Genomic DNA, 13201 nt, shown 5'->3' on the forward strand with positions numbered 1-13201 from the left:
CTGCCTGCTGCGCCTGACGGCCCGCTTCGGCGGGCCGTTTGCTTTTTCAGGGAGGCGACGAATCCTGGCCCACCTGTCTCATCCGCGCAGCCATCTCCACCGAGCCGCGGGCGTGCAACTGGTCCGCAGCGCCCTCGCGGTCGCGCGCGTCCTTGTTCTGGCTGAGCTTGACCTTGCCCACCAGCGACGTGATGACGATCTCGATGCCGACGATGTGGCCCAGCAGGCCATCGATGAAATCGGGCGCGGAGTCGCCCATCTTCCACGGCCGGGGCTCGGCCGCTTCATGCCGGCGCGTCAACGCCGCCAGCAGGCCGCGGACGAAGCGCGCGTCGTCGCGCACGGTCATCACGCCATGCGCGTGCACGACCTCGTAGTTCCAGGTCGGCACCTGGCGGTGCGCCTCGTGCTTGCTCGGGTACCAGTTGGGCGAGACATAGGCCTGGGCGCCGCGGAAGGCGACCATCACCGCGGTGCCGGTGGGGCAGCGCCGCCACAGGTCGTTGGCGCGCGCCACGTGGGCCAGCAGCCGCCCGTGCGGGCCGTGCGCCACGTCGAGCTCGAACGGGATGTGGTCGGCGTCCAGCCCCGCGGGGCCGTGCGTGACCAGCATGCCCAGCGGGTGGGCGCGGATGATGCGGTGCAAGGCCTCGGGCCGGGTCTCGGCGAATTGCGGGGGGATGTACATCGGTGCGAGTTCGTTGCGGCAGGCACCGACGATGCCTGCAGGCCGGCACAATGAGAAGTGCCAGTTCGGAGGAATTCAAGTGGTCCAGTTGCGCGCCTCCGCGCCCGCCCGCCAGACGAGCCGTACCCGCCGCAGCCGCGATGGCACCGGGCGCCGCATCTACGACCTGCTGCGCGCCCAGATGGCCGACGGCACGCTGGCCGCGGGCGCCCGGCTGCCGTCCACGCGGGCGCTGGCCGCCGAGCTGGGCGTGTCGCGCACCACGGTGACGGCCGCCTACGAGCAGCTCGCGGCGGAAGGCTTCATCGCCACGTCCGCCGGCCGCGCCGCCACGGTGGCTTTGCCGGCGAGGCCGGCGCGGCCCATGGCACCGCGGGCGGGCAGCCGGCGCGCGAACGCACCGGCCTTGTCGGCGTTCGCGCACCGGCTGCTGGGGGCCGAACTGCCGGCCCTGCCGGCGGAGCGCGTCCGCATCGACTTCCGCTACGGCGCGCTGGCCTCGCGCGACTTCCCCGCGCTGGCCTGGCGGCGCGAGTACCAGGCCCAGCTGCTGCAGCAGCGCGACGCGCTCGGCTACATCGAGCCCGAGGGCGACGCCACGCTGAGGCAGTCGCTGCAGGGCTACCTGCGGCGCGCGCGGGGCATGGCCTGCGACGCCGGGCAGATCGTCATCGTCCACGGCTCGCAGCAGGCGATCGACCTGTGTGCGCGGCTGCTGCTGGATGCGGGCGATGCGTTCGTGTTCGAGGAGCCGGGCTACCTGATGGCGCGCGCTTGCTTCGAGGCGACCGGCGCGAGCCTGCTGGCCACGCCGGTCGATGCCCACGGCATCGACACCGCCAGGCTGCCCGAGGGCGACCGCGTTCGCCTGGCCTACGTCACGCCCTCGCACCAGTTCCCACTCGGCGGCGTGCTGCCGGTCGGGCGGCGCCAGCAGCTGCTGCAATGGGCCCAGCGGCACGGCGCCTGGGTCATCGAGGACGACTACGACGGCGAGTTCCGCTACGGCCAGCGCCCGATCGACGCGCTGCAGTCGATGGACGCGGACGGCCGCGTCATCTACATCGGCACCTTCTCCAAGGCGCTGTCGCCGCAGCTGCGGCTGGGCTACCTGGTGCTGCCTGCCGAGCTGGTGCCCGTGTTCCAGCGCGTCAAGCGGATGACCGACCGCCACGCGCCGGTGTGGGACCAGCGGGTGCTGGCGGCGCTGATCGCCAGCGGCGCCTACGAGCGCCACGTGCGCCGCATGCGGCGCGAGCACGAGCGCCGGCGCGCGGCGCTGCTGGATGCCGCCGCGCGCCACCTGCCCGCGGACTGCCGCATCGACGGCGCCGCCGCGGGGCTGCACGTCGTGCTCTGGCTGCCGTCGCTGCGGCCGCGGGACGAAGCCGCGCTGGCCACGGCCGCACGCGGCCGCGGCGTAGGTGTCTACCCGGTCTCGCCGCTGTATGCCGCGCCGCACGGTGCCGACCGGCCGGCTGGCCTGGTGCTGGGCTACGCCAGCCTGACGCTTGAGCAGATCGAGCAAGGCATCCACGCACTGGCGCTGAGCCTGAAAGCCCTGTCCAGGGCAGCGCGGCCGGCCCGGCCGGTCAGTACGTCCGGCCGCCCTTGAACTGCGCGTGCTGGCGGCGCTGCAGCGTCGTGCTGCGGCTCATCGCTTCGAAGCTGACGCGCGCATGCGCATGCATGATGGCAATGCCCAGCGCGTCCGCCGCGTCCTTGCCGGGCAGGCCCGGCAGGTTGAGCAGGCGCTGCACCATGGCCTGGATCTGCTCCTTCTTCGCGTGGCCGTGGCCCACGATGGCCTTCTTCATCTGCAGCGCCGTGTACTCGCTGACGAGCAGGTCGGCCGACACCAGCGCCGTGATCGCCGCGCCGCGCGCCTGGCCCAGCAGCAGCGTGGACTGCGGGTTGACGTTGACGAAGACGATCTCGACCGCGGCGCACTGCGGCTGGTAGCGCGCCGTCACCTCGCGGATGCCGTCGAACAGGATCTTCAAGCGCGCCGGCAGGTCGCCGGTGTCGACGGCGCTGGTCTTGATGGTGCCGCTGGCGACATAGGCCAGCCGCGGGCCGTCCGCTTCGATGACGCCAAAGCCGGTGGTCTGCAAGCCGGGATCGATACCGAGAATCCTCATCGCTGCCAAATGCCCATCAAGGTGACCGTGGCAAGGCTTCTGTGCAGGCTCATGAGCGCAAAGCGCTCGTGAAGTCGCGACAGCGACGGGCCGAAGCTAAAGCCGGTGGTCTGCAGGCCCGGGTCGATGCCGAGGATCCTCATCGATACCCCAGCGGCAGCTGGAAATACCAGCGCGCCGAATGGAAGAACACGGGCGCCGCAAAGCACAACACGGCGATGCGGTCCAGCAGGCCGACCGCGCCGGTGATGGAGCTGCGGTTGCCCCAGTAGCGCACGCCGGCGTCCTTCTTCAGCGCCTTCATGACGAGGCCGCCGAAACCTGCCGCGGCGGCGGTCAGGAAGGCCATGCCCAGCGCCTGGCCGGCCTTGAACGGCGTGATCCAGAACAGCAGCCCGCCGGCCAATGAACCGGTCAGCGTGCCTATCCACCAGGCGCGCATCGAGAAGCTGCGGCTGATGCGCCGCGCCACCGGCCGCCGGCGCAGCGTGCGCGTGGCGATCTCCTGCGCGATCTGCGAGGACGCCACCACCATGACGAGGAAGAACAGCAGGAAGGCGCCGCGGCCGGTGTAGCCGGGGAAGTCCAGCAGCAGCAGCGCCGGCGCGTGCGACAGGCCGTAGACGCAGACCATCACGCCCCACTGGATCTTGGCGTTGCGCTCCAGGTACTGGCGCGGGTCATCGGCGAAGGCGCTGACGATGGGCAGCGCCAGGAAGCCGTAGACCGGCAGGAAGACGGTGAACAGGTCGAAGAAGCGCGTGCCGCAGATCATGTACTGCACCGGCAGCAGCACGAAGAAGGCGACGATCAGCGTGCGGTGGTCGCTGCGCTGCGTGTGCACGAGAGTGATGAACTCGCGCAGCGCCAGGAAGGAGAACAGCGCGAACAGCAGCGTCGCGCCCAGCGGCCCGGAGATCCACGCGACCCAGAACATGCAGCCGCCGATCCAGGCCGCGCGCAGGTCGCGGCGCACGCGCTCCCAGGCCAGCTCGGATGCGCGGCGCGCGTCGTCGTCCTCGCGCTCGCGCAGCGAGTTCAGGAACAGGCCGATCGTCAGCAGCATCAGGAAGCCGAACAGCACGACGAAGAGCAGCGCCACCTGCTCGCTGGCGCTCAAGGCTTTCAGCCAGCGCATCAGTCGGCCTCCGCCAGGCGCCCGACCTGGGTCGGATCGGGCCGCTGCTCCATGACCGCCTCGCGGGCGCGGCACAGGAAGTCGGCCTTGCTCTCGCCTGGCAACAGCTGGATGGGCGCGCCGAACGTGACCGTGCACAGGATGGGCACCGGCACGACCTCGCCCTTGGGCATGACGCGCTGCACGTTGTCGATCCAGGTCGGGATCAGCGGCACGTGCGGGAACTGCTCGGCGAGGTGGTAGATGCCGCTCTTGAAGGGCTGCGGGTTGCCCTTGTTGGAGCGGGTGCCTTCCGGAAAGATGACCAGCGAGTCGCCGTTCGCGAGCGCCTCGACGAGCGGCTCCAGCGGGTCTTCGTCGGGGTTGGCGCGGGTGCGGCTGACGTAAATGGCGTTGAAGACCTCGGTCGTCAGCCAGCGCCTGAAGGCGCTCTTGGTCCAGTAGTCGCGCGCGGCGATGGCGCGGGTCTGCGCGCGCAGCTCATGCGGGAAGGCGGCCCAGATCAGGACGAGATCGAAGTGACTCTGGTGGTTGGCGATGTAGATGCGCTGCTCGGCTTGTGGCGGGCAGCCCTTCCAGTGGCCCTGCGCACCCGTGATGAGCCGGGCGATGGAGGCGAGCAACTGGCCGGTGAGAGCGGCTGGCGTCATGGGGCGGATTATCAGTGCCGCCCTCACCTCGGATAGCCGGGCTTACCAGTCGTCGCCACCGCCGCCGCTGAAGTCACCGCCGGCGTCGCCGCCACCACCCCAGCCGTCGCCGCTGCCGAAGTCGATGTCGCGCTGGGTCAGCTCGGTTGCGGCGCTATCGCCGCCGCTGAAGCTGCCGGGAATGAGGCCTCCCGCGGTGCCCGCACCGGCATCGGCCTGGTGCGCCGTGCCGCGCTCGTCATGGCCGCCATTGAGCAGCCGCTCGGCCAGCATGCCGGCCGCCACACCGCCGGCCGCGGCGAGGCCCACGCCCATCAGGCCCGAGCCGCCGCCCGCCATCGGGCCTTGCTGGGGCATGCCAGGGGCATAGCCGCCGCCCATGCCGTAGCCGCCGGCCATCGCCGGCTGTGCGGCCGGCGCAGCCGCGCGGCGGCGCATCCAGCTCGCGGCCAGCGCGATGAAGGCGATCGCGCCGACGACCAGCATCCAGACCGGCACGCCGCCGCCGCTCGACGATTCGGCCGCCGTGGCCGGCGCAACGCGTTGCTGTGGCGGTGGCGCGGTGGCCTCCAGCGGCGTCGGCGCGGCCGGCTTGGCAGCCGCGATCTGCTCGCGCTGCAGCAGCTGCTCGAAGGCCTTGAACTTGGCGGGGTCGGCGAACTTGATGGCCGGGTCCAGCGAGCGCGCGCGACGCGTGTGCTCGGCCGCCTCGTTGAACTGGCGCTCGTGCGCCAGGATCTCGGCCAGCACGTAGTGGGCGCGGGCACTGTCGGGCTTGGCCGTGACGACCTCGCGCATCATCTTCTCGGCGCCCGCATAGTCGCCGCGCTGCGCGGCGGCCTGCACCTGGTCGACGGTAGGCAGCGCCTGCACGGCGCCTGTCCACAACACCGCCAGCAGGCCCAGGCAGGCCAGCAGGAATCGGGGGTACTTCATGGCAACACTCCTCCAACCAACGCCCGCGCGACAGACGCGCGGAACGGCACAAGTTTGCGATCCGGATCTGACGCCGGGCCGTCGGCTTTCAAGGCTTTACCTGTAGGACTAGAACCAGTAGTCCGCGACGCAGCGCCCGTCGCGCGGCAGGTCGTCGAAGGTGTCGAGGCCGTCGAAGTGGTCGATGGGAATCGCCGCGACCGCCTCGGGCTCCGCCAGGCGCAGGTTGACGGCGATGCGGCGGCGGCCATCCGCCTCCAGCCGCAGCCCGCGCCAGTGCGTCACGCAGCCGCAGGCGGGGCAGAAGTGGAACTCCAGCGCCTTGCCGCGCACATAGGCCTGCGTGGCGCCGGTCACGTGGATGCCTTCGTCCACATGGTCGTAGGCCCAGAGCGTGCCGTAGCGCCGGCAGGCGGTGCAGTTGCACGCAGTGGCGCCGTCGGGCTGGCCATCGAAGCGCCAGCGCACGCTGCCGCACAGGCAGGAACCTTCGATCATGGCGTCAGGCCTCCAGGGACTGGGCGGCCGTGACGGGGGCCGCGTAGATCGGGTCGAAGTAGATTCGGCCGCCGAACAGGAACTCCTTGCCGCCGACCTGGGCGAAGCCGAAGCGCTTGTAGAACGCGACGGCCCGCAGGTTGCGATCGTAGACGCCGAGCCACAGCGTCTGCGCACCGCGCCTGCGAGCCTCGGCATGCACGGCCGCCATCAGCCGTGCGCCCAGGCCCTGGCCGATGAAGCCCTCGCCGAGATAGAGCCGCCACAGCTGCAGCGGCGCCGGCCCGGCCACGCAGCCGGGCGCCGGCTCGGCGCGGACGACGGCATAACCGGCCAACTGCTCGCCCACCCAGGCCAGCAGCGTCGAACAGGCCGGGTCCTCGACGACGCCGGCGACGATTTCGGGCGTGAAGTGCTCGGCGACGTAGTCGGCGATCTCCTGCGGGTCGTCCAGGCCGCGGTAGGTGTCGGTGAAGGCCTGGGTGGCGAAGGACGCCAGCAGGGCGGCGTCCTCGGGCGTGGCTTGGCGGATCGTCAGCGGCATGCCGCCGATTCTCGCCGTCAGGCCAGCGTCACCGCGTCGGCGCCCAGGCGCTGGATCAAGCCACTCGTCAGCCGCGTCGCCAGGCCGTAGACCGTCAGCTGCGGATTCGCGCCCAGGCTGGTCGGGAAGAGGGAGCCGTCGTGCACCGACAGGTTGGCCAATTGCCAATGCTGGCCGTCCGGCCGAACGACACCGCGGTTGGCGTCGGCGGCCATCGTGCAGCCGCCCATGACGTGGGCGCTGCCGACCGTGGCGAGGAAGGGCTTCATCGCCAGGCCCGCGATGCCCTGCTTGGCCTCGGCGAGGTTGGCGTAGCCGGCCGCCTGCTCGTGCACCGGGCGCACGGTCTTGGCACCGGCGGCGAACTGGATCTCGGCCATCGTCAGGTAGCTGCGCCGCACGCCTTCCAGCAGGTAGTCGCTCAGCGTGTAGTCCAGCACCGGCGTGCCGTCGCCGCGCAGCTTGACCGCACCGCCGGCCGCCTCGGCATGGAAGCCGTCGCGCAGCAGCGCGATCATCAGCTGGGTGCGCGGCATGTCGCGGGCGCGCTGGGCCAGTTCGGCGCCGATGCCGCCGCCATTGGTCAGCGCGAAGGCCGGGTGCACCGGCGCGACCTCCAGCTTGTAGCCCACCGGGCCGTCGATGGGGCCGGTGTGCAGGAAGTGGTCGCAGAACACCGACAGTGGCGCGCCGGCCCAGCCGGCCACGTCGTGGTCGAACAGCGCCACGCCGCCGGCCGTGGGGTGCAGGAAGGTGCGCTTGCCGAGCAGGCCGTGCGGGTCGGGCGCGTTGGAGCGCAGCAGCAGGGCCGGCGAGTTGATGGCGCCGCCAGCGACGACGTAGTGCCTGGCCGTGATGCGCAGCGGCGCCCCGTTGGCAGTGCCATCGAGCGCCACCGGCTCGGCGACGAGCGCCGTGACCTTGTCGCCCTGCAGCTCGAACTTCGCCGCGCGCGTCTGCACCAGCAGCGTGGCACCGAGGTCCAGCGCCGCCGGCAGCGTGCTGACCAGCATGGACTGCTTGGCATTCGTCGGGCAGCCCATGCCGCAGGAGCCGAGGTTCCAGCAGCCCTTGACGTTGCGGCGCACGACCTTGGTCGGGATGCCCAGCTTCTCGGCGCCGCGCCGCAGCACGCCATTGTTCTCGTTGGGCTCGGTCAGCCAGTCGCCGATGTTCAGGCGCTTCTCGACCTGCTCGAACCACGGCGCCATCGCCGCCTCGTTGAAGTCGGTCAGGCCGAACTTGTCGCCCCAATAGGCCAGCGCGTCGGGCGGGGTGCGGAAGGAGCCGGTCCAGTTGACCGTCGTCGAGCCGCCGACGCAGCGGCCCTGCAGGATGTTCATCGCCTGGTCGACGGTCTTGCGGCCGGCGGACTCCTGGTAGAGCTCGCGGTAGGCGTCGAGCTCGCGCTGCTTGAACTGGCTGCTGGAGCGCAGCGGGCCTTCCTCGACGATGACGATCTTCAGCCCGGCGCGGGCCAGCATCTCGGCCGTGATGCCGGCACCGGCGCCGCTGCCGATGATGGCGACGTCGCAGTCCAGCGTGGCGGGCAGCGTCGCGTGCGCGCCGCCGTGCACCTTCCAGCCGCGCTGCAGGCCTTCGAGGATGGGATCGGGGATGGAACTCATGGGATCTCGCGCTGGCCGGGGTAGCCGGCCGTCTGCCAGTTGCCAGGCTCGGTGAAGAAGGCGATGGCGTTCAGGTCGCGCAGCGCGTGATAGACCTGCTGCCTGGTGTTGGACGAGGACAGCCGCATGGCTTCCAGCGCCTGCTGCACGTCCTGCGTGCCGGCTTCGGCCCAGGGCTTGGACAGCCCCACGAGCGCGAAGCGGCCGGCCGCCGTGCCGAGCAGGCCCAGCGCGTCGGACAACTCCTTGCGCGTGGCCGCAGGCATGCCGGCGATGAAGGCATCGAGACGGCCGAGCTGCGCGTCCAGCGCGGCCTCGCGCGCCGCGCCCGCGGGCGGCAGCAGGTCGGACAGCACGGCCTGCGCGGCGGCGCGCATCAGCTCGCGCGAGCCGGGGCTGAGCTTGTTGTCCACCAGGCCCGGCTTGATCAGCGCGACGCCCACACCGGCGATGCCGATGGCGACGGCGGCGCCCAGGCCTAACTTCAGGAGTCGACGGCGTTGCATCAGATGATCTTCTTCAGGAGGGCCAGCAGGCGCTCGAAGGTCGCGCCGTACGGCGGCTGGAACAGCTTGGTGCCGGCGAAGCGCGACTGGATGAACAGCGGCTTCTCCTTGCTGAAGGTGCGAAAGCCCCACTCGCCGTGGTAGGAGCCCATGCCGCTGGCGCCGACGCCGCCGAAAGGCTGGTCCTCCTGGCCGAGGTGCCAGAGGCAGTCGTTGATCGTCACGCCGCCGGCATGGGTCTCGCGCATCACGTGGTCGCGCGCGCTGGCGTCCTGGCCGAACCAGTACAGCGCCAGCGGGCGGTCGCCGCGGTTGATGTGGGCGAGGGCTTCGCCGACCTGGTCGTAGCCGACGATGGGCAGCAGCGGGCCGAAGATTTCTTCCCGCATGACGGTCGCGTCGGGCGGCACGTCCAGCAGCAGCGCCGGCACGAGGCGGCGGTCGCCGGGCTGCTCGTCATGCGTGCGCAGCACGCGCGCGCCGCGCTGGGCCGCGTCGTCGATGAGGCCTTGCAGCCGCGCGTGGTGGCGCGGCGTGGCGATGCTGGTGTAGTCGGCATTGCCGGCGATGCGCGGATACATGCGGCGCATCTGGGCGAGGATCTTCTGGCTCAGCGGCTCGACCATCTCGCGCGGCACCAGCAGGTAGTCGGGTGCGACGCAGGTCTGGCCGGCATTGAAGAGCTTGCCGAAGGCCAGGCGTGAGGCGGTCAGGTCGAGGTCGCAGCTGCGGTCGACGAGGGCGGGCGACTTGCCGCCCAGCTCCAGCGTCACCGGCGTCAGGTTCTTGGCCGCGGCCTGCGCGACGTGGCGGCCGACGGCGGTGGAGCCGGTGAAGAAGAGATGGTCGAAAGGCAGCTGCGTGAACGCCTTGCCGACCTCGGCGTCACCGGTGATGACCTGCATCTCCTCGGGCTTGAAATGCTCGGTGACGAGGCGGGCCATCAGCTCGGACGTGGCCGGCGTCAGCTCCGACGGCTTGATGAGCACGCGGTTGCCGGCGGCCAGCGCGGCGACGGCGGGCTCCATCGCCAGGTAGTACGGGTAGTTCCAGGGCGAGACGATGCCCACAACACCCAGCGGCTGGCGCATGAGCACGTTGCGGCCGGGCAGGAAATGCAGTGGCGTCGACACGCCGCGCGGCTTCATCCAACGGCGCAGGTGCTTCAAGGCATGACGCGCACCGGACTCGACGGTGAAGATGTCAGCCAGCAGCGATTCCTGCCGCGCGCGGTGGCCGAAGTCCCGCGCCATCGCGGCGGCCAGCGCCTCGCCATGCTGGCGCGTCATCTTCAGCACTCGCTCAAGGCGATCGCGCCGGACCCCGTAGGCCGGCATGCGCTCGGCCTCGAAGGCGCGGCGCTGGCTCAGCAGTGCCAGATGCAGGCGTTCCTGCAGCGCGGTGTCCATGGGCTTGTCTCCGGCTCTCGATCGAATCCGGGGAGGCTAACCGCAACTGACGGGCCGCCCAACGGGGCCGGCCCTGGACTAGAGGACTGCATCTAGTCGCGCAGGCGACACCTGCTCAGTGCCGGAAGTGACGCACGCCCGTCAACACCATGGCGATGCCGCGCTCGTTGGCCGCCGCAATCACCTCGTCGTCACGCATCGAGCCGCCCGGCTGGATGACGCAGGTGGCACCGGCATCGGCCAGCACGTCCAGGCCGTCGCGGAAGGGGAAGAAGGCGTCGCTGGCCACCGCCGAGCCGGCGAGGCTCAGGCCGGCGTGCTGGGCCTTGATGGAGGCGATGCGGGCCGAGTCCAGGCGGCTCATCTGGCCCGCGCCGACGCCCAGCGTCATTCCGCCACCGCAGAACACGATGGCATTGCTTTTCACGTACTGCGCGACGGTCCACGCGAACATCAGGTCGTCGAGCTGCTGGGCCGTGGGCTGCAGCGTCGTGACGATCTTGAGGTCTTCCTTCTTCAGGAAGTGGTTGTCAGAGGTCTGCAGCAGCAGGCCGGAGCCGACGCGCTTGCTGTCGCCGGCGTTGCGGCCCTGCAGCCAGGGCGTGGCACCGCCGGGCGGCAGCGCGATCTGCAGCAGGCGCACGTTGACCTTGCCCTTGAAGGCTTCCAGCGCCTCGGCGCTGAAGCTGGGTGCCATCAGCACCTCGACGAACTGCTTGGCGACCAGTTGCGCCGCGGCGCCGTCCACCTCGCGGTTGAAGGCGATGATGCCGCCGAAGGCGCTGGTGGGGTCGGTCTTGAAGGCCTTGCTGTACGCCTCGGCCGGGTTGCCGCCGACGGCCACGCCGCAGGGGTTGGCGTGCTTGACGATGACGCAGGCGGGCGTGTCGAAGCTCTTCACACATTCCCACGCGGCATCGGCGTCGGCGATGTTGTTGTAGCTCAGCTCCTTGCCTTGCAGCTGCTTGCCGGTGACCAGCGAGCCGGGTGCGGGGAACAGGTCGCGGTAGAGCGCGGCGGTCTGGTGCGAGTTCTCGCCGTAGCGCAGGTCCTGCACCTTCACGAAGGTCGAATTCATCTGCGCCGGGTACTCGGCCTTGCTGCCGTCTTCCTGCAGCGCCGACAGGTAGTTGCTGATGGCCGCGTCGTATTGCGCGATGCGGTTGAAGGCGGCGACGCTGCAGGCGAAGCGCGTCTTGTCGCTGGTCTTGCCGCTGGCCTTCAGCTCGTCGAGCACGCCGGCGTACTGGGCCGCGTCGGTCAGCACCGTCACGTCGCGCCAGTTCTTGGCCGCGCTGCGCACCATGGCCGGGCCGCCGATGTCGATGTTCTCGATGGCGTCTTCCAGCGTGCAGCCTGGCTTGGCCACCGTCGCCTCGAACGGGTAGAGGTTGACGGCCAGGATGTCGATGCGCGTGATGCCGTGCTGGGCCATCGCGGCCACGTGCTCGGGCAGGTCGGAACGCGCCAGCAGGCCGCCGTGGATCTTGGGGTGCAGCGTCTTCACGCGGCCGTCCATCATCTCGGGGAAGCCGGTGTGCTCGGCCACCTCCGTGACGGGCAGGCCGGCGTCGGCCAGCAGTTTGGCGGTGCCGCCGGTGGACAGCAGCTTGGTGCCGAGGGCGTGCAGCGCCTTGGCGAATTCGAGGATGCCGGTCTTGTCGGATACCGAGAGGAGTGCAGTCAGTGCCATGTCGTCAGCCAAGGTTGTGATCGTTTAACTTGCGGCGCAACGTGTTGCGGTTGATGCCCAGCCATTGCGCCGCCTTGCTCTGGTTGCCGCCGGCTTCGCGCAGGACGATCTCGAACAGGGGCTTCTCGACGAGCTTGATCAGCATCTCGTGCATCGAGTGCGGCTCCTGGCCGTCGAGGTCACGGAAGAAGGCTTCGAGGTTGTCGCGCACGCAGGCGTCGATGGGGTTGGGCGGGGTGTTCTTTTGGGCGCTCATAAAGCTCAGGCGGCACACGCCGCCTCGGCCTCGTCGTCGTTGGCTGCAGGAACCGCCAGGGGTGGCAGGCGGTGATGGGTCTGGCCGAGATCGTCGAACCAGTCGCGGAGCGCCTGCAACTGCTCTTCGCAGCGCTCCAGGGTGTTCATGTGCTGGCGGAAGGCTTCACCGCCCGGCAGGCCGCGCACGGCCCAGCCGATGTGCTTGCGCGCGCTGCGCACGCCGCTCGCCTCGCCGTACAGGCCATAGTGGTCGTGCAGGTGCTCGGTCAACACGTCGCGCGCCTCCACCACCGTGGGCGCGGGCAGGTGTTCCCCCGTCGCCAGGAAGTGCGTCACCTCGCGGAAGATCCACGGCCGCCCTTGCGCGGCGCGGCCGATCATCAGCGCGTCGGCGCCGGTGTAGGCCAGCACGTCGCGCGCTTTCTCGGGCGAGTCGATGTCGCCGTTGGCGACGACCGGGATGGTCAGCGCTGTCTTCACGGCTGCGATCGTGTCGTACTCGGCCAGGCCCTTGTAGCCCTGTTCGCGGGTGCGGCCATGGATGGTCAGCATGGCAATGCCGGCGGCCTCGAACAGGCGCGCCAGGCGCAGCGCGTTGCGTTCGTCGGCGCTCCAGCCGGTGCGCATCTTCAGCGTGACCGGCACGCCGCGGGGGGCGCACACCGCGACGACGGCCTCGACGATCTCCAGCGCCAGCGCCTCGTTGCGCATCAGCGCCGAACCCGCCCACTTGTTGCAGACCTTCTTGGCCGGGCAGCCCATGTTGATGTCGATGATCTGCGCGCCGCGGTCGATGTTGTAGGCCGCGGCCTCGGCCATCATGGCCGCGTCGGTGCCGGCGATCTGCACCGCGATGGGCCCCGGCTCGCCGGTATGGTCGGCGCGGCGCGAGGTCTTCAGGCTGCCCCACAGCTCCTTGCGCGACGTGACCATCTCGCTGACCGCATAGCCCGCGCCCAGGCGCCGGCACAGCTGGCGGAAGGGCCTGTCCGTCACCCCTGCCATCGGCGCCACGAAGAGCCGGTTGGGGAGGAGGTGGGGGCCGAGGTGCACGGAGGGGTCTGCTCAAAAATGAGGCGAGATTGTAGCCAGGGCCTTCTCGCGGCCCGGCC

General features: G+C 70.6%; 15 protein-coding genes. 1 reads left to right on the forward strand and 14 read right to left on the reverse strand.

Going from position 1 to position 13201, the window contains the following annotated elements:
• Positions 1 to 46: 46 nt before the first annotated feature.
• On the reverse strand, positions 47 to 688 hold the full coding sequence (locus ASD35_RS08135; protein WP_056874350.1) for an FMN-binding negative transcriptional regulator: 642 nt from the start codon (positions 686 to 688) through the stop codon (positions 47 to 49).
• A gap of 88 nt (positions 689 to 776) precedes the next feature.
• Here ASD35_RS08135 and ASD35_RS08140 point away from each other — a divergent pair, with 88 nt between their 5' ends.
• A complete protein-coding gene (locus tag ASD35_RS08140; protein WP_056874646.1) occupies positions 777 to 2303 on the forward strand; it encodes a PLP-dependent aminotransferase family protein in 1527 nt (508 codons plus the stop codon).
• On the opposite strand, the gene ruvC is transcribed toward ASD35_RS08140, so the two are convergent.
• The 13 genes from ruvC to dusB form a co-directional block, all read right to left on the reverse strand.
• Complete coding sequence (gene ruvC / locus ASD35_RS08145; protein WP_056874351.1) at positions 2281 to 2829, reverse strand: crossover junction endodeoxyribonuclease RuvC; 549 nt, start codon at positions 2827 to 2829, stop codon at positions 2281 to 2283. The two genes, ASD35_RS08140 and ruvC, sit on opposite strands and share 23 nt — an antisense overlap.
• Complete coding sequence (locus tag ASD35_RS27050) at positions 2826 to 2972, reverse strand: hypothetical protein (RefSeq protein WP_157275432.1); 147 nt, start codon at positions 2970 to 2972, stop codon at positions 2826 to 2828. Before ASD35_RS27050 ends, ruvC begins: the two co-directional genes overlap by 4 nt.
• Positions 2969 to 3967, reverse strand: a complete 999-nt coding sequence (locus ASD35_RS08150; protein ID WP_056874352.1) for a phosphatidate cytidylyltransferase — start codon at positions 3965 to 3967, stop codon at positions 2969 to 2971. Before ASD35_RS08150 ends, ASD35_RS27050 begins: the two co-directional genes overlap by 4 nt.
• Entirely contained in the window at positions 3967 to 4617 is a 651-nt protein-coding gene (locus tag ASD35_RS08155) for a 1-acyl-sn-glycerol-3-phosphate acyltransferase (RefSeq protein ID WP_056874353.1), read from the reverse strand. The genes ASD35_RS08150 and ASD35_RS08155 overlap by 1 nt, the downstream gene beginning before the upstream one ends.
• A 42-nt stretch (positions 4618 to 4659) precedes the next feature.
• Positions 4660 to 5553, reverse strand: a complete 894-nt coding sequence (locus tag ASD35_RS28375) for a tetratricopeptide repeat protein (RefSeq protein ID WP_056874354.1) — start codon at positions 5551 to 5553, stop codon at positions 4660 to 4662.
• Positions 5554 to 5661: 108 nt separating this feature from the next.
• Entirely contained in the window at positions 5662 to 6051 is a 390-nt protein-coding gene (locus ASD35_RS08165) for a GFA family protein (protein ID WP_056874355.1), read from the reverse strand.
• A 4-nt stretch (positions 6052 to 6055) separates the two neighbouring features.
• Positions 6056 to 6595 (reverse strand): GNAT family N-acetyltransferase, encoded by a 540-nt coding sequence (locus tag ASD35_RS08170; RefSeq protein WP_056874356.1) that lies wholly within the window; start codon positions 6593 to 6595, stop codon positions 6056 to 6058.
• 17 nt (positions 6596 to 6612) lie between these two features.
• A complete protein-coding gene (locus ASD35_RS08175; RefSeq protein WP_056874357.1) occupies positions 6613 to 8223 on the reverse strand; it encodes a GMC family oxidoreductase in 1611 nt (536 codons plus the stop codon).
• Entirely contained in the window at positions 8220 to 8729 is a 510-nt protein-coding gene (locus ASD35_RS08180) for a hypothetical protein (RefSeq protein WP_056874358.1), read from the reverse strand. Before ASD35_RS08180 ends, ASD35_RS08175 begins: the two co-directional genes overlap by 4 nt.
• The gene (locus ASD35_RS08185) at positions 8729 to 10138 is read right to left on the reverse strand and encodes a coniferyl aldehyde dehydrogenase (protein ID WP_056874359.1); all 1410 of its coding nucleotides are present in this window, start codon (positions 10136 to 10138) and stop codon (positions 8729 to 8731) included. Before ASD35_RS08185 ends, ASD35_RS08180 begins: the two co-directional genes overlap by 1 nt.
• A gap of 115 nt (positions 10139 to 10253) precedes the next feature.
• The gene (gene purH, locus ASD35_RS08190) at positions 10254 to 11831 is read right to left on the reverse strand and encodes a bifunctional phosphoribosylaminoimidazolecarboxamide formyltransferase/IMP cyclohydrolase (protein ID WP_056874647.1); all 1578 of its coding nucleotides are present in this window, start codon (positions 11829 to 11831) and stop codon (positions 10254 to 10256) included.
• Positions 11832 to 11835: 4 nt separating this feature from the next.
• Positions 11836 to 12087, reverse strand: a complete 252-nt coding sequence (locus tag ASD35_RS08195) for a helix-turn-helix domain-containing protein (protein WP_056874360.1) — start codon at positions 12085 to 12087, stop codon at positions 11836 to 11838.
• Positions 12088 to 12092: 5 nt separating this feature from the next.
• Complete coding sequence (gene dusB, locus ASD35_RS08200) at positions 12093 to 13142, reverse strand: tRNA dihydrouridine synthase DusB (RefSeq protein WP_056874361.1); 1050 nt, start codon at positions 13140 to 13142, stop codon at positions 12093 to 12095.
• Between the last annotated feature and the right edge of the window lie 59 nt (positions 13143 to 13201).

The sequence above is a fragment of the Pelomonas sp. Root1444 genome (genome assembly GCF_001426885.1).
Taxonomy (GTDB): Bacteria; Pseudomonadota; Gammaproteobacteria; order Burkholderiales; family Burkholderiaceae_C; genus Pelomonas.

Bases quoted from the DNA above. Each gene is read 5' to 3' on its own strand.
- ASD35_RS08170 (WP_056874356.1), bottom strand. From the start codon at position 6,595: ATGCCGCTGACGATCCGCCAAGCCACGCCCGAGGACGCCGCCCTGCTG.
- ASD35_RS08175 (WP_056874357.1), bottom strand. From the start codon at position 8,223: ATGAGTTCCATCCCCGATCCCATCCTCGAAGGCCTGCAGCGCGGCTGG.
- ASD35_RS28375 (WP_056874354.1), bottom strand. From the start codon at position 5,553: ATGAAGTACCCCCGATTCCTGCTGGCCTGCCTGGGCCTGCTGGCGGTG.
- ASD35_RS08195 (WP_056874360.1), bottom strand. From the start codon at position 12,087: ATGAGCGCCCAAAAGAACACCCCGCCCAACCCCATCGACGCCTGCGTG.
- ASD35_RS27050 (WP_157275432.1), bottom strand. From the start codon at position 2,972: ATGAGGATCCTCGGCATCGACCCGGGCCTGCAGACCACCGGCTTTAGC.
- ASD35_RS08150 (WP_056874352.1), bottom strand. From the start codon at position 3,967: ATGCGCTGGCTGAAAGCCTTGAGCGCCAGCGAGCAGGTGGCGCTGCTC.
- ruvC (WP_056874351.1), bottom strand. From the start codon at position 2,829: ATGAGGATTCTCGGTATCGATCCCGGCTTGCAGACCACCGGCTTTGGC.
- ASD35_RS08180 (WP_056874358.1), bottom strand. From the start codon at position 8,729: ATGCAACGCCGTCGACTCCTGAAGTTAGGCCTGGGCGCCGCCGTCGCC.
- ASD35_RS08185 (WP_056874359.1), bottom strand. From the start codon at position 10,138: ATGGACACCGCGCTGCAGGAACGCCTGCATCTGGCACTGCTGAGCCAG.
- purH (WP_056874647.1), bottom strand. From the start codon at position 11,831: ATGGCACTGACTGCACTCCTCTCGGTATCCGACAAGACCGGCATCCTC.
- ASD35_RS08135 (WP_056874350.1), bottom strand. From the start codon at position 688: ATGTACATCCCCCCGCAATTCGCCGAGACCCGGCCCGAGGCCTTGCAC.
- ASD35_RS08155 (WP_056874353.1), bottom strand. From the start codon at position 4,617: ATGACGCCAGCCGCTCTCACCGGCCAGTTGCTCGCCTCCATCGCCCGG.
- ASD35_RS08165 (WP_056874355.1), bottom strand. From the start codon at position 6,051: ATGATCGAAGGTTCCTGCCTGTGCGGCAGCGTGCGCTGGCGCTTCGAT.